Annotated in this window: 16 protein-coding genes and 1 tRNA gene; 9 read left to right on the top strand and 8 right to left on the bottom strand. The window is 70.1% G+C overall.

The features are described from left to right. Positions 1-9 precede the first annotated feature (9 nt). Positions 10-1,044 (top strand): 1-acyl-sn-glycerol-3-phosphate acyltransferase, encoded by a 1,035-nt coding sequence (locus ABZ664_RS25090; RefSeq protein ID WP_362514682.1) that lies wholly within the window; start codon positions 10-12, stop codon positions 1,042-1,044. A gap of 164 nt (positions 1,045-1,208) precedes the next feature. Here the strand turns inward: ABZ664_RS25090 and ABZ664_RS25085 are convergent, their stop codons facing one another. From ABZ664_RS25085 to ABZ664_RS25070, 4 genes are all read right to left on the bottom strand, one after another. Next, on the bottom strand, positions 1,209-1,424 hold the full coding sequence (locus ABZ664_RS25085; RefSeq protein WP_362514677.1) for an SHOCT domain-containing protein: 216 nt from the start codon (positions 1,422-1,424) through the stop codon (positions 1,209-1,211). A gap of 250 nt (positions 1,425-1,674) precedes the next feature. Further along, the gene (locus ABZ664_RS25080; protein WP_362514673.1) at positions 1,675-3,198 is read right to left on the bottom strand and encodes a cobyric acid synthase; all 1,524 of its coding nucleotides are present in this window, start codon (positions 3,196-3,198) and stop codon (positions 1,675-1,677) included. Then, positions 3,195-4,163, bottom strand: coding sequence for a cobalamin biosynthesis protein (locus ABZ664_RS25075; RefSeq protein ID WP_362514668.1), 969 nt, complete (start codon positions 4,161-4,163; stop codon positions 3,195-3,197). The genes ABZ664_RS25080 and ABZ664_RS25075 overlap by 4 nt, the downstream gene beginning before the upstream one ends. 49 nt (positions 4,164-4,212) lie before the next feature. Continuing rightward, positions 4,213-5,019: an aminoglycoside phosphotransferase family protein gene (locus tag ABZ664_RS25070; RefSeq protein WP_362514665.1), complete on the bottom strand. Its 807-nt coding sequence runs from the start codon at positions 5,017-5,019 to the stop codon at positions 4,213-4,215. Between the two features lie 355 nt (positions 5,020-5,374). Between ABZ664_RS25070 and ABZ664_RS25065 the strand changes: the two genes are divergently transcribed. Continuing rightward, positions 5,375-5,448 (top strand) — tRNA-Arg (locus ABZ664_RS25065). 455 nt (positions 5,449-5,903) lie between these two features. Then, positions 5,904-6,215, top strand: a complete 312-nt coding sequence (locus ABZ664_RS25060) for a hypothetical protein (RefSeq protein ID WP_362514661.1) — start codon at positions 5,904-5,906, stop codon at positions 6,213-6,215. 227 nt (positions 6,216-6,442) lie between these two features. Here the strand turns inward: ABZ664_RS25060 and ABZ664_RS25055 are convergent, their stop codons facing one another. Beyond that, positions 6,443-7,957 carry a family 43 glycosylhydrolase gene (locus tag ABZ664_RS25055; RefSeq protein WP_362514657.1) on the bottom strand — a complete coding sequence of 505 codons (1,515 nt, stop codon included), beginning with the start codon at positions 7,955-7,957 and terminating at the stop codon, positions 6,443-6,445. A 186-nt stretch (positions 7,958-8,143) separates the two neighbouring features. Here ABZ664_RS25055 and ABZ664_RS25050 point away from each other — a divergent pair, with 186 nt between their 5' ends. Further along, a complete protein-coding gene (locus tag ABZ664_RS25050; RefSeq protein ID WP_362514652.1) occupies positions 8,144-8,305 on the top strand; it encodes a hypothetical protein in 162 nt (53 codons plus the stop codon). 27 nt (positions 8,306-8,332) lie between these two features. Here ABZ664_RS25050 and ABZ664_RS25045 read toward each other — a convergent pair whose 3' ends face one another. Then, the gene (locus ABZ664_RS25045; RefSeq protein ID WP_362514647.1) at positions 8,333-8,758 is read right to left on the bottom strand and encodes a hypothetical protein; all 426 of its coding nucleotides are present in this window, start codon (positions 8,756-8,758) and stop codon (positions 8,333-8,335) included. Between the two features lie 212 nt (positions 8,759-8,970). Between ABZ664_RS25045 and ABZ664_RS25040 the strand changes: the two genes are divergently transcribed. The 4 genes from ABZ664_RS25040 (at position 8,971) to ABZ664_RS25025 (ending at position 12,988) form a co-directional block, all read left to right on the top strand. Continuing rightward, positions 8,971-10,098, top strand: a complete 1,128-nt coding sequence (locus ABZ664_RS25040; protein WP_362514643.1) for an ABC transporter permease — start codon at positions 8,971-8,973, stop codon at positions 10,096-10,098. After that, a complete protein-coding gene (locus ABZ664_RS25035) occupies positions 10,095-10,805 on the top strand; it encodes an ABC transporter ATP-binding protein (protein ID WP_362514638.1) in 711 nt (236 codons plus the stop codon). The genes ABZ664_RS25040 and ABZ664_RS25035 overlap by 4 nt, the downstream gene beginning before the upstream one ends. A gap of 15 nt (positions 10,806-10,820) precedes the next feature. After that, positions 10,821-11,438 carry a TetR family transcriptional regulator gene (locus ABZ664_RS25030; RefSeq protein ID WP_362514633.1) on the top strand — a complete coding sequence of 206 codons (618 nt, stop codon included), beginning with the start codon at positions 10,821-10,823 and terminating at the stop codon, positions 11,436-11,438. Between the two features lie 224 nt (positions 11,439-11,662). Then, positions 11,663-12,988 (top strand): YihY/virulence factor BrkB family protein, encoded by a 1,326-nt coding sequence (locus ABZ664_RS25025; protein WP_362514628.1) that lies wholly within the window; start codon positions 11,663-11,665, stop codon positions 12,986-12,988. Here ABZ664_RS25025 and ABZ664_RS25020 read toward each other — a convergent pair. Then, complete coding sequence (locus ABZ664_RS25020; RefSeq protein WP_362514623.1) at positions 12,959-15,196, bottom strand: family 2 encapsulin nanocompartment cargo protein terpene cyclase; 2,238 nt, start codon at positions 15,194-15,196, stop codon at positions 12,959-12,961. The two genes, ABZ664_RS25025 and ABZ664_RS25020, sit on opposite strands and share 30 nt — an antisense overlap. Before the next feature lie 144 nt (positions 15,197-15,340). After that, complete coding sequence (locus ABZ664_RS25015) at positions 15,341-15,562, bottom strand: hypothetical protein (RefSeq protein WP_350945322.1); 222 nt, start codon at positions 15,560-15,562, stop codon at positions 15,341-15,343. Positions 15,563-15,705: 143 nt separating this feature from the next. On the opposite strand from ABZ664_RS25015, the gene ABZ664_RS25010 reads away from it, so the two are divergent. Beyond that, a complete protein-coding gene (locus ABZ664_RS25010) occupies positions 15,706-16,971 on the top strand; it encodes a GAF domain-containing protein (protein ID WP_362514618.1) in 1,266 nt (421 codons plus the stop codon). Positions 16,972-17,035: the final 64 nt, after the last annotated feature.

Raw genomic sequence — 17,035 nt, 5'->3', positions numbered from 1 at the left:
GAGCCGCTCGTGCTGCCTCCTCGCATCATCCGCCGCCTGGTCCTCGCACCTCTCGTCATCGTGCTCACCGTCCTCGCGGTGCTCACGCTCCCGATCTGGCTGCTGGTGGTGACCGCGGCCTCGCTGCGCCTGCCGCCCCCGCAGCGGCGCGGCACCCGGCTGGTCTGGTTCGCGATGGCGTGGCTGACGCTGGAGTCGATGGCGCTGTGCGCCTGTCTGTGGTTGTGGGTGACGAACGGCCTGGGCGGCAGGCTCAGCCGTGACGAGTACCAGGAGCAGCACTACCAGCTGATCCAGTGGTTCCTGTCCAAGATCTACGAGGCCGCGGTGCGGATCTTCCGCCTTACCGTCGAGGTCGACGAGCCGTCGCCGACCTCCGACGAGACCTCCCGGCGCCTCACCCGCCCCGTCATCGTCCTGTCCCGCCACGCGGGTCCCGGCGACTCCTTCCTGCTCGTCCACCACCTTCTCGCCCGGTACCACAGGCGCCCGAGGATCGTGATGAAGGCGGCCCTGCAGTTCGTCCCCTCGCTGGACGTGGTGATCAACCGTCTCCCCAACGCCTTCGTCCACCGCAAGACCGCCGAGAGCGGCATCCTCGGCGAGATCCGCCGCCTGTCCGCCGGGATGGACGCCGACGACGCCCTGGTGATCTTCCCCGAGGGTGGCAACTTCACCCCGAAGCGCCGCTGGCGGGCCATCCTGAGGCTGGAGCAGAAGGGCCTGACCGAGGAGGCCGCGCGGGCCCGCAGGCTGGAGCACCTGATGGCCCCCCGACCCAACGGGGCGATCGCCGCCATCGAGGCCTGCCCCGAGGCGGACGTGATCTTCGTCGCGCACACCGGTCTCGACGACCTGATCACCTTCGGGGACATCTGGACCCGTCTTCCGCTCAGCGCCCAGATCAAGGCCAAGTGGTGGCGGGTCCAGGCCGCCGACGTGCCCCGCGAGCGCGAGGAGCAGATCCGCTGGCTCTTCGAGCACTGGGAGGAGATCGACGCCTGGATCACCGAGAACCAGCCGGCCCCCGCCCCCGCGACCTGACGCACGTCGGCGCCGCGATGTGCGTCCGAACACGTCGGCTCGTGACGCGGGTCCGGCCACCTCGGTTCGCGACTCAGGGCCGAGGGCGCCGGTTCGCCATGCCCGCCTGACCACGTCGCCACGACGCCGACCTGGCCGCGGATCGGTTCGCGACGCCGGTGGGACTACCAGTCCTGGGAGAGGCCCGACATACGGCGGAGGTATTCGTCCTCGTCGATCTCACCGGCCGCGTAGCGGCGCTTGAGGATCTCGCGGGGGCTGTCGGCGACAGGCTCGTGTTTCGCCCCGCCTGCCGCGGTGGCGCGGACCGTCCTGGTCACGCCGAGGATCACCACCACGATCACCGCGATGACGAAGAGCAACACCAGGATGCGGAACATCGTCGGCCTCCCCTACCTCCCCATTGGATTCGCCGGGGACTATCGAGTTTACCCGGCAGGAGACCTTCCCCCTTTCCGCCATCTGAAGTGATTTATCCACCTTCGTCCCTCAAAGGAAGCAGCGCGGATAAGAAATCACCTCCCAACCCACCGGAACGGACACCGTTCTCAGCCGACGGAAAGACCAGCGCCTCACCCAACGGAGGGAACCCCCGGCTCTGGTCGCTTCGCCGGTCGCCTCCGGCGCGCCTCACCCCGCGGAGGGAGCGCCCGCCGAGAAATCCGGGGCCTCACGCGAGACACCGCCGGGCGGCAGCGACGGCAGCCCGGCGGGAGCCCCGCCCTCCAGCAGCCGGAGCAGGGCACCGGTGTCGACGTTCCGCTCGATCAGGTCACCGAGCGCGTCCAGCCTCTCCTCCCTCAGCGCGGCGAACGACACGTCCGGCGCCGGGGTGAAGTCACGGCCGCAGACGGCAGCCACGTCGGCGAGGAAGGCCCGGCGGAAACCGTCGTTCTCCAGGGCGCCGTGCCAGGTGGTACCCCACACCGAGCCGTCATGGCAGCCGTCCAGGAAGGGCTCGCCACCGTCGGCCGTCACCACGCCGTGGTGGATCTCGTACGCGGAGACCGGGTGGCCGTACGCGGCGCCGACCGGACGGCCCAGCGTCTTGTCCCCGGCGAACTCCACCGACGCGGGCAGCAGCCCCAGCCCCTCGACCAGGCCCGCCCCCGACTCCACGTCGTCGCGGATGGTCCTGGCGAGCATCTGGTAACCACCGCAGATGCCCAGCACCGCCCGTCCCGGCAGGGCGGCGGCCAGGCCGGTGGCACGGAGCCACCCCAGGTCGGAGACCGTGGCCCGGGAGCCCGGCAGCACCACCAGGTCGGTGTCCTCCAACTCGCCAGGGGAGGTCACGAAGCGGACCACCACCCCGGGCTCGGAGGCCAGCGCGTCCACGTCCGTGAAGTTGGAGATCCTCGGCAGCCGCACCACCGCCACCCGCAGGGTCTGCCCGCCGTACGGGGCACACGTACCGGGCGTGGGCCGGTTGTCCAGGGCGAGGGAGTCCTCGACGTCCATCCAGAGGCCGTCCAGCCAGGGCAGCACCCCGTACACCTCGCGGCCGGTCAGCTCCCTGATCATGTCCAGCCCCGGTTCGAGGATCTCGGGCGCCCCCCGGAACTTGTTGATCACAAACCCGGCGACCAGCGCCTGGTCGGCGGGCTCCAGCAGCGCGACCGTCCCGTACAGCGCGGCGAAGACCCCGCCCCTGTCGATGTCGCCGACCACGATGACCGGCAGGTTCGCGGCGCGGGCCAGGCCCATGTTCGCGATGTCGCCCCTGCGCAGGTTGATCTCCGCCGGGCTGCCCGCCCCCTCGCAGACCACCACGTCGTACGCGCCCCGCAGCCGCTCAAGCGCGTCGACCGCGACCTGGCGGAGCCGCTCCTTGACGTCCCAGTACTCCATCGCGTCGACCTCGGCCATCTGCCTGCCCATCACCACGACCTGGCTGCGCCGGTCACTGCCCGGCTTGAGCAGGATCGGGTTCATGTCGGCACTGGGTTCCAGCCCGCACGCGGCCGCCTGCATCGCCTGGGCCCTGCCGATCTCGGCGCCGTCGGCGGTGACGAAGGAGTTGAGCGACATGTTCTGCGCCTTGTACGGCGCGACCCTCACCCCCTGCCTGGCCAGCCAGCGGCAGATCCCGGCGGTGACCACGCTCTTGCCCGCGTCGGAGGTCGTCCCCGCGACCAGCAGCGCCCCCTTCACCCCTTCCTCCCGTACGAGCCCGCCCCGCCTGAACCTGGCCCGCGTGAACCTCGCCCGGATGAACCCCGAACGGCGGCCAGGACGGCGAGCCCCGCCGCGGCCAGGCCGACCGCCCGCGCCAGCCGTACCGACCTGCGAATGTCCGCGACCGAGGGCGCGGACCCCTCGCCCATCTCCGGCCGGTGCTCCACCCTGGTGCCGTACACGTTCACCCCTCCCAGGGTGAGGTCCAGCGCCCCCGCGAAGGCGGCCTCGCAGCGACCCGCGTTGGGACTGGGATGGCGGTGGCCGTCCCTGCGCAGCACCGCCGCCGCCCGCCGCGCCGAACCGCCCACCAGGGGGGCGCCGAGCGCGGCGAGCAGCCCGGTGATCCGGGCGGGCACGAAGTTGGCGACGTCGTCGAGGCGGGCGGCGGCCCACCCGAAGCGCTGGTAGCGCGCGTTCCGGTGCCCCACCATCGCGTCCAGCGTGTTGACCGCCCGGTACGCGAGCAGGCCGGGCACCCCGGCCACCGCCCCCCAGAACAGCGGCGCCACCACCGCGTCCGAGGTGTTCTCCGCGATCGACTCGACGGTGGCCCTGGCGAGCCCGGACTCCCCGAGCCCCGACGGGTCGCGCCCGCACAGGTGCGGCAGCCTCCCCCGCGCCCCCGCGAGATCGCCGTCCTCCAGGAATCCGGCCATCGCCGTACCCTCGCGGCCCAGCGTCGTACCGCCGATGACCGCCCACGTCGCAGCCGCGCTCAGCCCTGCCCGCACCACCGGGTCGCGCGGCCGGGTCGCGACATGACCGAGCAGCGCCACCGGGACGACACACAGGGCCACATGGAGCACACCTCTCGCCCGGCTGTCGCCGTACACCCGCCCCTCCACCCCGGCGGCGGCGGTGCCGAACAGCGCGACCGGATGCCCGCGCCGGGGATCGGCGAGCACGGCGTCGATCGCGACCCCGGCGAGCATCCCCACCCCTTCGGCAACTCCAGGTCTCTTTAGTCCCACTTTGGCGATCAGTCGACTAAATGAGGTGTTCATGGAGTTCATCTTGGTGGGTCTCCAGCCACACGCAGGCCCGCCGGATGCGCTCCCCCGCCCCACCGGCCCACATCCGGGCCCACCCGCCGTTCCCGCCCTGCGCCTCGGCCTTGGCCCGCATCGCCTGGTAGGAGCGGTCGAAGCGGAGCCGGGCGAGATCCAGCAGCCGACGACGATCACGAGGCTCCAGGCCGTACGCGTCACAGAACAGGCGTAGCCGGGGACCGATGTCGAGACGACGCTGGAGCGGCTCCAGGTCGAGGGGGTCGGCGATCGGCGCCCAGTGCCGCAGCGTGGTCACCACGTCGAACAGCCGGGTCGTCGGCCGGGCCATGTCGAAGTCGATCAGCGCGGCGGGAAGCCCGTCACGGAAGATCACGTTGTCGAGGTTGACGTCGCAGTGCCCGATCAGCCGCGGCGCCGCGTCGTCGTTGGACCCGGCCTCCCAGACCGCCCCTCGCGGCGGGACGAACCCCTCGGCCGCGTCGTGGAAAGCGCGCAGCAGCCGCGCCAGCCCGGCCAGAGACTCCTCGGTGAGCGCGTACGGGGGCAACGGCCTGGCCGCGGACTCCCCCTCGACATAGCTCAGGATCTCCCTGCCCCGCTCGTCCACCCCCAGCGCCCGGGGAGCCCCCTCGAACCCGGAGCGCTCCAGATGACGCAGGAGCGCGTGCACCGAAGCCGTGGAGGCCCTGCAGGGCCGCCGGACGGTGTCCCCGACCCGCACCACCCCGTCGGTGACATCACCGCCCAGAAGGGGGATCTCCTCTTGGGCCGTCGCGACGAACATGGCATACGAGCCTAGACCGCTCCGTCTCCTCAGGAGAACGATTCGGACAGACCGATCTTCACACGCCGGGACAGCCGGAAGCCGTTCTCACCGGATGCCCCCGGCGACTCATCGTGGAGCCGGTCGACAGCCCGCGCCCCTACCCGATCACAGGCCGTGCCTCGCGCCCCGGTCCAGCCGGGCGCACCTTCGAGACGGGCCACCACGCGGGTGAAGAGGTCACGGCCACCGCTCGCCCACACCCGGCATCCGCGACGCTCCCTACAGGATCCGGAGGGTTCGCAGGGTGATCCTCACGACACAGCCAGGAAACCGATACATGAGCACTCCCCGGATCATGCACAATTAAGCGGGAGCACCCTTAGCTCAGCTGGATAGAGCACCGGACTTCTAATCCGACGGTCGCAGGTTCGAATCCTGCAGGGTGCGCTGCCAAGACCAGGTCATCCACGCGCTGACCTGGTCTTTTGCTTGTCCGGGGCCTGCGCGATCCTTGTCGCCGAGGGCACCTGCCACGCGGCCCTCGACCAGGCCGCCGTATTTCCACCGGCCGGGGGCGCCGATGTGAGCATGCCCTGCCTCTCCTTGAACGCTCACCACCTTCGCGCTCAGCGACTCGCGAACCACGACCGACTCCCGCCGCCGGCGCCTCGCAGCACTCGCCCGAGCGGTCGAGTGCCCACTGCGTTGAGAGCCCCAACAGACGCCCGCTGGGCGGATGAGGTTGTCGGTACGCGCGGGGTTGACGCGCTCCGCCTCGGACGTATCTTTTATTTAGGAAAGTTTCCTAAGAGCTCCCTCCGTTGCACATCCCCGGAGCAATGCGCGAACCGGGGCGTACGGAACGTTGAACGGTCAGCTGTCACCAGTGTTTAGGAGAGGGTATGAGAAGAACCCTGCGTGTCCTCGCCGCGACCGTGCTCGCGGTGGGAGCCGTCACTGTCGGGTCGAGTGCGCTGAGCCCGGCGTCGGCAGGGGCCAACGACTGTGACTACACCTTCGGCCAGAACTCGTTTTCCGCCCGATGCGCGACGAACGGTCCTGCCTACGAGTTCCGCGCGTGGGTCCAGTGCAGCAACGGCCGTAGGGACGGCGGATGGGTGACGACCAACAGCGGTCAGTGGAGCGTAGCGAGCTGCGGACCATCGTGGATCGACCGCCTGGGCTACGGCGTGGACGTGCGTCCGCTCTCCTGACGCGGGTATGACGGCACCGCCGGGGCGTGGCCGGCGGTGCCGTCGGTGAAGAGCTCCCATCACGATGAGGTGTGATGGGAGCTCTTCGCCGTCCGTGGGTGCCGCCTACCCGGGTGAAGGTTCTCGGCGCACCGGCGCCGAAAGAGAACCGCCACGAGGAGCAGTGCTCGGAGTCGACCATGCCGGCCGTCGGCTCCTAGATGATCAGATGCTGATGACGGTGCGGGTCACTCCAGGGTGAAGGTGGCGCCGGCACGGAAGGTCGCCGAGCCGTCGTCGCGCTCCACCCACATCTGGAGGTCGCGATGGCGCAGGTAGTAGCCGGGGAAGTTGACGGACTCCAGCGACACCGCCGAACCGTCGGCCAGGCCGGCCCGGCGGGTGAAGGTGGCGTCGGCGCGGAAGATCGCCGAGCCGTCGTTGCGCTCCACCCACGCCTGGTGGTTACGGTGCCGCAGGTAGTAGCCGGGGAAGTTGGTCGACTCCAGCGACACCGTCGTCCCACCGTTCAGCCCGGGGACGATCCTGAACTGGGAGTCGGCCAGGGGCGCGACGTTGGCGTCGATCCTGGCCCGATACTCCCAGTGCCGGACGAAACGGTCGGGCTGGTCGTAGGACTTCAGCCGCACCGGCGAGATCCCGTCGGACACCGGGATGCCGAAGTCGGGGGTGCCGTCGGCCTTCCAGTGCACCTTCTGGAGCCTGGTACGCCGGTTGGGATCGTTGAGCGGGTCGCCGGAGATGTCCCGGTAGTTGCGGTCGTGATAGACGAGGATGTCGCTCTGCCCGTCCTCGGAGACGGTGAAGGAGTTGTGCCCCGGCCCGTACTGGCCGGTTGCGGCGTTGGTGGCGAACACCGGATTCTGGCTCTTGGTCCAGGAGGAGGCGTTGAGCAGGTCGGCCGAGGCCGAGGCGGTCAGCATGCCGAGGCAGTAGTTGGCGTCGGTGGCGCTGGCGGAGTAGGTGAGGAAGATCCGGCCGTTGCGCTGGATCACCGACGGCCCTTCGGCGACCTTGTATCCGCGCGTCTCCCAGGCCAGGGTCGGCACGGTCAACCGGGTCGTCGTCCCGGTGATGGTCCACGGGTTGCTTCCCATCCGGGCGATGTACAGGTTCGAGTTGGTGGCGATGCCGGGTTCCTGCTGCGCCCAGGTCAGGTACCGGACGCCGCCCGCGACGAACGTCGAGGCGTCCAGCGCGAAGGTGTCCCAGGGGGTGACGATCCGGCCGCGTTCGGTCCAGCTGCCGGTCAGCGGGTTGGCGGCACTACTCTCCAGGACGTACATCCGGATCCGCCAGACGTCGTCGGCGCGGCCGGCGGCGAAGTAGACGTACCACTTGCCGTTGATGAAGTGGATCTCCGGCGCCCAGATGTGCGCTCCCATCTCACCGCTCGTGTGCTTGCGCCAGATCACCGTCTCCGGCGCGCTGGACAGGCCCTGCAGGGTGGTGGCCCGGCGCAGCACGATGCGGTCGTACTCGGGGACGGTGGCGGTGAAGTAGTAGTAGCCGTCGGTGTGCCGGAAGATGTGGGGATCGGCTCGTTGCGCGACCAGGGGGTTGGTGTACTGGACGGCCGGTGCGGCATGGGCGGCGGGAGCGGTCAGCAGGGTGGCGATCAGGCTCAGCACGACCATGACGGCCGTCACCGCCGACCGCGACGGGCGGCACAGGAGCTTTCGGCTGCCCGCTCGCCGGATCGTCACGGTATCGACCGCCGCGCGGGGGGTGATGCGCAGCATGCTCGCGTCTCCTCACAAATGTTAACGCTAACAAGAAACGGATGACGAGCCGCGAAAGTCACGAGGGGATTTCGCGGAGGTTTCCGCCCAAAGCGTTAACGCAAACATTGCTGCCGTCAAGAGCGAGCGTCAATTTCCCGCCGCCTCTGGCACCTGAGCACGCCGCGGATCGAGCAGGCACACCGGTTGTTCAGAGGCAGCGGGACGGTGGTCGCCGTCATCGACGCCGGCCGTCGCGACCTCAAGGAGCGCGTTCCGCAAGGACGCTCCTACGACAAGGACGCGGCGACCGCACCACCGACGGACCCGCACCCTCGGCAGAACCGGCCACCGCCACCGCGCAGGTGAGAGGGGTCGGCGAGTCCCGCGCGCGGGTCACTCCCCAGGCCGGGCCTTCCGACCGGCGGTTTTACCGGAAGCCGCGAGGAACGCGACCAGACCGACACCGAGCAGGACGGCGGGCAGCAACATCACCGCGCCCACGACCCACAGACCGCCGTCGTCCGACATCGCGGCGTCGATCGACCAGCACAGCCACATCACACCCGCGACGCCGAGCGTGCCGATCCTGGGGAGGCCGAGCCTGCCGGCCAGCACGGCGAGGATTCCCAGGCCGGCCACCAGGCCGACCACCTGCCACGCCTCATAGGGGCCGCTGAGACTCCCGTCCGGCTCGACAACCCGTTCCCGGTCCCAGCCCAGCCAGAGGAGGTAGTTCAACGCAGACGCCACGGCCAGAGCCACACCGATCCGGGCGGTGGCCACGGTGCCGGGGACAGGGGGTACGCCATCTTCTGCCACGATCTCCGCGCTTTCGTCGGCGACGGTCGCCCCAAACATATGCGCTGCCGCACCGTCGCGACCAGCCGAGCCGCTTCGCACACCTCGGAGTGATCCGACCCGGCGCCGTCCCTACCGCTTCTCACTGCCCGCGACATGTTCCCGACACGCTGTCGGTATAGTTGCCGACACTGTGTCGGGAAGCTGTGTGACCACCGAGAAAGGAGAGGAAAATGTTTCTTGCCATGCGCGAACTACGGTTCGCGCGTTCCCGTTTCATCCTGATGGGAGGTGTGGTCGCGCTCATCGCCGTGCTCATGGTGCTGCTGTCAGGCCTCTCGTCCGGCCTGGTGAACGACGGTGTCTCCGGACTGAAGCGCCTCCCGGTGACCGCGTTCGCGTTCGGCGAGGGCACCAAGCTGGACGCGGCGTTCTCTCGCAGCGTGGTCGACGTCAAGCAGGTCGACACCTGGAGGACCCAGCCGGGCGTCGCCGAGGCCGAGCCCTTCGGCAACCTCCTGGTGAACACCCGCAGCGACCGTGACCTGCCGATCGACCTCGCCCTGTTCGGGGTGAACCCCGACTCGTTCCTCGCCCCCGAGGTCGCCGAGGGCGCCGGGCTGGGAGCGGCGGACGGGATCGTCGTGTCGGCCAGCGCGCTGGACGACGGCCTGCGCGTCGGGGACGTCGTGACCGTCGACCGGATCGGCACCAAGCTGACCGTGATCGGCGCGACGGCCGACCAGCACACCTTCGGTCACGTCGACGTCGCCTACCTGCCGCTGGCCACCTGGCAGCGGCTGCACACCGGTGCCGGCCCCGACGACGAGGTACGCCCCGAGGCGATGACCGAGGCGACGGCCGTCGCCATCCGGGCCGAGAGCGGCGCCACCTTGAACCTCGCGGCCGGAGACGGCGCCGCGGGCACCACCAGCGTCACCCTGACCGAGTCGTTCGGCGCCTCGCCCGGCTACACCGCCGAGACCTCGACACTCAGTCTCATCCAGGTGTTCCTGTACGCCATCTCGGCCCTCGTTGTCGGCGCGTTCTTCACCGTGTGGACCATCCAGCGCAAGCACGAGCTCGCCGTGCTCCGGGCCATGGGGGCCTCCAAGCCCTACCTGCTGCGCGACGGCCTGTTCCAGGCCTTCGTCGTCCTGCTGGCCTCCACCGGCGTCGGCGTGGCGGTCGGAGTGGGCCTCGGCAGCGCCATCGGCGGCGGCATCCCCTTCACTCTCGAAGCCCCCGCGGTGGGCCTCGCGAGCGTGCTGCTGGTCGTCCTCGGCCTGCTCGGCGCGGCCGCCGCCATTGTCCGCATCGCCGCCGTCGACCCGCTGGCCGCCCTGGGAGGACAACGATGACCCGCACGAAGAGCGCCAAGGACCGTCCTGCCGCCGAGACCGGAAGCGGGCTCGTCCTCGCCGGGGTGACCCTGCGTCTCGGGGACGGCGACAGCACCGTCACGGCTCTCGACGCCGTCGACCTGAGCGTCGAACCGGGCGAGTTCGTCGCCGTCGTCGGCCCCTCTGGAGCGGGGAAGTCGAGCCTGCTCGCCGTCGCCGGGGCGCTGACCACCCCCGACGAGGGAACCGTCACCATCGACGGGCACGACATCGCCGCCATGAGCTCCGCGAGCCGGGCCGCCTACCGCCGCGACCACATCGGGTTCGTCTTCCAGAGTGGCAACCTGCTGCCCGCGCTGATCGCGCTCGACCAACTGCGTCTGGTGACACATCTGACGGGGGGCGGCGAGAACCACCGTGATCCCCGGCAGCTGCTGGAGGAGGTCGGCATGGGGCACAAGGCCAACCGGCGTCCCCACCAGCTCTCCGGTGGCGAGCGCCAGCGAATCGGTATCGCCCGTGCCCTGATGGCGTCCCCGTCCCTGCTGCTGGTCGACGAGCCGACGGCCGCGCTGGATCGGGCCCGCAGCCACGAGGTGGTGTCCCTGCTGGCCAAGGAGACCAAGCAGTCCGCGGTTGCTACCGTGATGGTCACCCACGACCATGACGTGCTTGAGCACTGCGACCGGATCGTGGAGATGACCGACGGGCGGCTGTCCGGCTGAAAGCGAGGAGGGTCCGTGCCACGTATCAGTGCTCCCACGGTCGCGGAGCACCGTGCCGCGCAGCTGCGGACCCTCCTCGACGCCACCCGGGCCATCCTCGCCGAGGGGGCGGAGCAGGCCCCGGCCCTGGCCGAGGTCGCGGCCCGTGCCGGGCTCGCCCGCTCGTCGGTCTACCAGTACTTCCGTTCGCGGCAGGATCTGCTCGACGCCCTGATCCAGGACGTCTTCCCCCGCTGGTCCGAGCGCGTCACCGAGGCGATGCGCGTCGCCCCCACCCCCGGCGAGCGGGTCCTGGCCTACGTGGACACGAACCTGCGCCTGGTCTTCGAGGGTGAGCACGCCATCGCCCGTGCCCTGACCGTCGTCGCCCCCGGCAGAGAACTGGACGAGAAGAGCGGCATCATGCACCGGCAGATGCTGGACCCGCTCGTCGGGGCGCTCGCCGAGATGGGCGCGCCCGCTCCGGAGACGACCGCCGAGTTGATCAACGCCGTCGTGTACGCGGCCTCCAAGATGATCGAGTCCGGATCGGACGAGCGCGACATCCGCGCGCGGACCCGGGAACTCCTCGCCCCCTACCTGACCGCCTCCTCCGCACCGGCCGGTCCGCGGGAGAGGAGCGACCACACCTGACCGGCCGATCAGGGCAGGAGCGCGGGACCAGGGGTTTTCCGGCGCCTTCGTACCTCGGCCGGCGTTGGCCGCTAACGAGGTCATTTCTCATCGAAGCGCTCGCGCCCCCTCTCCGTCTGCCGCCGCGGCTCCTCCTCGGTGAAGACGTTCCGCTGTCACAGGAATCGCGACGTCGCCCGACTCACCAGCGGTGAAACGCCCGCCTGAGGGTAGGGTGCCCAGTCATGAAGGCCACCTCCGGGGCGAGCCGGTGGACCAGCGGGTTCGTCGGGGCATGGACCGCGGTACGGAACCGGTGCGGTTGGTTCGACCATCTCGTCCGGGCGGCCGTCCACTACGACCGCACCGACGCGGGCCGCCTGTCCGCGGGAATGACCTACTACGCGTTCTACGCCACCTTCGCGCTCGCCCTGCTGTCCTTCGTGATCATGGGTCATGTGCTGGACACCCCCGCCGCGCTCGGTCAGGTGGAGGACTACCTGAGCGACACGTTCCCGCGACTGGACGTGCAGGCACTGCGCGACGCGCGGGACACGGCTGGGCTGATCGCCTTCTTCGGCCTTCCGCTGACCGGCGTGTTCTGGATCGACTCGATGCGCTCCTCCATACGGGCGGTCTGGGGCCTGGAGCAGTATCCGGGCGGCTTCTTCCTGCGATGGCTGATCGACCTGGCCGTGATGGTCGCGCTCGGGCTGCTGCTCTCGATCTCGCTCACCCTCTCCTTCGGCACCCAGAGCGCGGTCATCTGGCTGGCCGAGCATACGATCGGGGTCGAGGCGCTACCGGCGCGCTGGGCACTGTCCACGACCACCTTCGTGCTCGGCATCTGCGTGAACTTCCTGCTCTCGACGGCGTTACTGACGCTGCCCCCTCGGCTGCGCCTGTCGCCACGGCGGGTCGTCGGACCGGCCCTCGTCATCACCATCGGCCTGGAGCTGCTGAAGACGATCGGACAGGTCTATTTCAACATCAGTTCAGCGAATCCCGCGTACAAGGTCGTCGCGGGTGCGGTGGGCATGTTGCTCTTCCTGAAGCTGGTGAACGTGCTCATCCTGTTCGCCGCCTCGCACGCCGCGACCAGCCGCCACGGCACGGTCCTCGATCTGGCCACGCGGCGACCCGTCGGCGAGCCTCGCACCGAGGTCGTCACCGCACCGGCGATCCCCGAGATCAGGACGGGGCCATCGGCACAGACGGACCCGGAGGAGAAGCCGCGGACGGACGACGAGGAGGCGACCTCGGGGACGGCCCCGAAGGCACAGACGGACCCGCGAGCAGAACCGGAGACGGAACCGCAGGCGTGGGCGCGGCCGCGACCCGTGCCCCGCAGGTACGACTTCGGATCCCGACGGGCGCCTTCCCTGGCGAGGAGCAGCCGAGACCTTCCTGAAGGCCGTCGAGCCCAGACGGCCGCTCCTCGCCCGCCGGCACCTCCGGTGAGCCCGCCGGCACCTCCGGTGAGCCCGCCGGCACCTCCGGTGAGACAGTGGGAAGGCTCCGGCCCCGAACCCCCTGTCGCGTCAGGAGAGCGAGGCCGGCACCGCCCGTAGCGGGGATCCGACGCGCGCGGCCGCGGTGCCCAGCCCGGAGAGGACGAGAGGGCGTGTCGTCGCGGGCGGGTGGTGCAGCTCGGCCTCGTCGTAGCGGCGGGTCTTCATGTGCCACAGCAGCACACCCGCCATCCAGTCCTGCAACTCCCTCACGTATCCGTCGAGCGTCTCTCTCGCCTCCCCTTCGAGGTCGAAGTCGTCGAAGAGGGCGGGGAGCTCGGTGGCGACGATGTGCTCGAACTGCCGCATCCTCGACGTCATCAGGTCGTTGACGATGTCGGCCGCCTTCGGCGGATCGCAGTTCAGGAAGTCCTGGACGACGAGCACGCAGTTGTGCAGCTCGCCCTCGAACTGGATCTCCTTCTGGTACGAGCAGAGGTCGTTGACCAGGCAGGCGTAGTCGGCGGCCGAGTCGTCCAGCCCGCGCATCGTCCGGGTGCGGTAGATCTCGGGCGGCACCACCTGGCCGTGGGCCAGGCGCGAGAGGCTCATCGTGAGGTCGGAGCCGAAGGTCCTGCGGCGCATCTCGATGTAGTCGACCGGGTCGGGGACCCGGTTCTGGATGTGGTTGGCCAGCTCCCACAGCCAGCTCTCCGTCATGTCCTGGACGGCCCGGCGAAACTGGGCGCGCGCGCTCTCCGTCATGGGAGCCGCCGTACGGAACCACAGGTCGGCGAGGCCCCGCTCGATCGGGTTGACCGGAGGCGGGGTGGCGGAGAGGTCGAGCGGCATGAACGCCGACAGCCGCTCGTTGAACACCTTCGCACCCGCCATGTCGCGGCGGGACCCGAACACGACCGGGAAGTAGTCGTCGGCGTAGGTTCCCCAGGTGAGCCAGAAGGTCGAGATGTCCAGCTCGGGGCCGGGGGCATCCGGGTTGATGGCTCCCGCGCAGATGGCGAAGTCGTAGGTGTCGAGCTTGTGCTCGGTCCAGATCGCCAGCCCGGGAAAGCCGGGCAGCTGCTCGAACATCCCCATCTCGCGCGCCCATTCCACCGTGTTGCGGCGGGCGCTGTCGAGGTTGGGATTCATCCGGGCCGTGTACGGCATGTAGATCTCGGGCAGTGGCAGCGGTCCCACTTTCCTGAGGGGGGCGTGGGTGTGGCTTCGCACGCCCCCCGGGCCCGTGATGCCGGGCGCCAGCCGGATGCGCGCCGCCGAGACGCCCAGGCCCGTGGGCCCGCCGAGGAGGGCCGGGGCCACCGGGTCCGCACGTGAGGCCCCGTTCATGTAGCGGCTGGAGCGCATGTGCCACTCGTGGCCGCCCGACTGCCAGTCCTGGAGTCCTTTGACGTACGCGAGGACGTCGAGGCGGGACTTCAGGTCCAGGCCGTGCTCCTCGAAGAGCGGGGGCAGCTCGGTGAGCGCGGTGTTCTCGAACTGGTGCAGCCGGGAGGTGATCAGGTCGTTGACCGCGTCGGCGGCCCGCTGGGTGTCGTAGCCCAGGAATCGCTCGAAGACCAGGACGCCGTTGCTGAGCTCGCCCTCGTCGCCGACCTCCCGCTCGTAGGAGAAGAGGTCGTTGCGCAGGTGCACCCCGTCGGAGAAGGTGTCTCTCAGCACGCGCATCGGCCTGCTCGCGGCGATGACGGCCGGGACCTCGGCGCCCGCGGCGTGCTCGACCAGGTTCGCCGACCAGGGGGCGCCGCCGACCTTGCGCCGCATCTCGATGTACTCGATCGGGTTGGCGACGCGTCCCGCGTTGATGTTGGCGAGCTCCCACAGGGACTCGTCGAGCAGGTTCTTCGTGCTCTCGACGAAGCGTGCCCGCCAGTCGGCGGACATCGCCGGGATCGTCCGGGCCCACAGGTCGGCCAGGCCGCGCTCCACCGGGTTCTCCGGCTCGGGGGGCGGCCCCGTGGGACGCACCGGCATGAAGGCCGCCAGCCTGTCGAGGTATTCCTTCGCCCCCGCCAGGTCGCCGCTGCGCTTGAAGGTCTCCAGGAAGTGGTCGTCGAAGAAGAACACCCACACGTACCAGTCGGTGATGAGGTCGAGCTCGGGGGCGGGGGCGTCGGGGTGGGTGTAGGCGCACAGCAGGCCGTAGTCCATGGCGTCGAGCTTGCGCTCGTCCCAGATGCCGAGGTCGGGGTCGAGGATGCCCATGTCGTACGCCCAGGCCCTGGTGTGCTCTCGCGCGGTCTCCACGTGGGGGTTCAGCCTGGCCGGATACGGCAGATAGAAGTCAGGAAGCTCGAAGGGTTGCATGTTCTGTCCTTCCGTATCCGATATCAACGCGTCCGGGAGCGCCCTGGGCATCAAGGGGCACGACGAGTCGATGAGGCGGCTCCCTTTTTCCCTGGAGCCACGACAGGCAGAACGCTACGCAACGACCACGGAGAGTGAAAGGGATTACCCCGAATAGGCCATGGCACGATCAGGACATCCGGCGCCCGCCGACCGGTGCTCCTCGCGACCCGGGCGCGACACGGCGGTCGCGAGGTCACGGAGCCGGTCGGCGAACGCGAGCGCCTGCTCCGGTGTCATGCGGGGCTCGACACCGACGTAGAAGACCACGATGTCCCCGCTCGGGGAGGTCGTGGCGGCGAAAGGAAGGGAGGGGGTGATAACCATGATGGGGTCATCCTTCCCTGCCCCACCGACAATTCGCAGGTCCTTTTACGCCCGCCCGAGATGTGAACGCGTGTCCCGAAGGGGTGCGTCCTGGCGCACGGTGAGGCATCATCACGGTAGGCGTCAACGGGTTTGAGGCAGGCATGGAAGGAAGCCAGGCGCTACGCCGGCATCGCACCAACCTGGAGCTGGAGTGGGCACGCTGGGTCCAGGGCGGGCGTCCGCATGACCGCGAGCGGCTCAGGGAGGAGATCGTCGACTCCTGGGGCCGGTCCATCGCGACGGTGAGACCCGAGCAGGACAGCGCCCCCGAGGAGGGCGAGGCCCTTCAGCGCTGGAGAGCCTCACCGCTGCGCGAGCCCCTGGCCACGGTCGCCGACGAGCTGCGCGGGATCGCCGAGGACGGCGGTTTCATCGCGGCGGTCACCGACGAGACGGGCACCATCATGTGGACCTGCGGCGGCCGGGTCATGCGACGGCGGGCCGAGGCGGTGAACTTCGCCCCGGGAGGGCGCTGGGACGAGCAGGCCATGGGCACCAACGCCCTCTCCCTCGCGCTGCGCACCGGACGCCCGACCCAGGTGTTCTCGGCCGAGCACCTCGTGCGTGCCCTGCACGGGTGGGTCTGTTACTGCGCTCCGATCCGGTCCCCCGGCGGCCGGGTTCTCGGCGTGCTCGACCTGTCGAGCACCTGGGAGCGCTCGCATCCCCTCGCCATGCCCGCGCTGCACACCCTGGTCGGCGCCATCGAGAGCCGGCTGGCCGAACGGATGAGCCCTCCGTCCGCGAGCGGACCCTCCGTTCAGAGCTTCTTTACCGGAGGTACCGACAAGAAGAGCGGCCTGCGGCTGCGCGCCCTCGGCGGCGCCGAGCTGACCCGTGACGGCGTTCCCTTGAAGCTGCCCCCTCGCCAGCTGGAGATCCTCACCCTGCTCGCTCTCTCGGGACCGCAGGGCCCCGGGATGTCCCCCGAGCGGCTGATGGACGAGCTGTACGGCGAGCGGCACGTCGCCGCGACCACCCTCAAGGCGGAGGTCTCCCACCTGCGGCGGGCGCTCTCCGGCGCGCTGGCCACCCGGCGGTACGAACTGACCGCGCCCCTGGACTGCGACGCCGCCGAGGTGCTCGCCGCCCTGGGCGCCGGGCGGGTGGAGACGGCGGCGCGGCTCTACGGCGGCCCCCTGCTGCCGTGGTCCGACGCGCCGGGGATCAGGACCTGGCGCGAGCACATCGAGGTCGCGCTGCGTGAGGCGGTGCTGCGCTGGCCCGGTCCGGGACCGGTGTTCCGCTTCGGTGAGCTGCACCCGTACGACCTGGAGATACACGAGCGGACCCTCGCGGTCCTCGGGGCCGGTGACCCGCGCAGGGCCGTGGCGCTCGCCCGCCATCGCACGGCGCGGAGCGACTGACCTCGCCCCTCCTCCGGCATCGGCCGGGCGCCAACCTTTCACCAACCTCGGCCCTCCATCGTTG

The sequence above is a fragment of the Streptosporangium sp. NPDC006930 genome, assembly GCF_040635605.1.
Classification (GTDB): Bacteria; Actinomycetota; Actinomycetes; order Streptosporangiales; family Streptosporangiaceae; genus Streptosporangium.
Note: the sequence above shows the minus strand (reverse complement) of the source record. Positions and strands in the feature narration are given on the sequence as shown.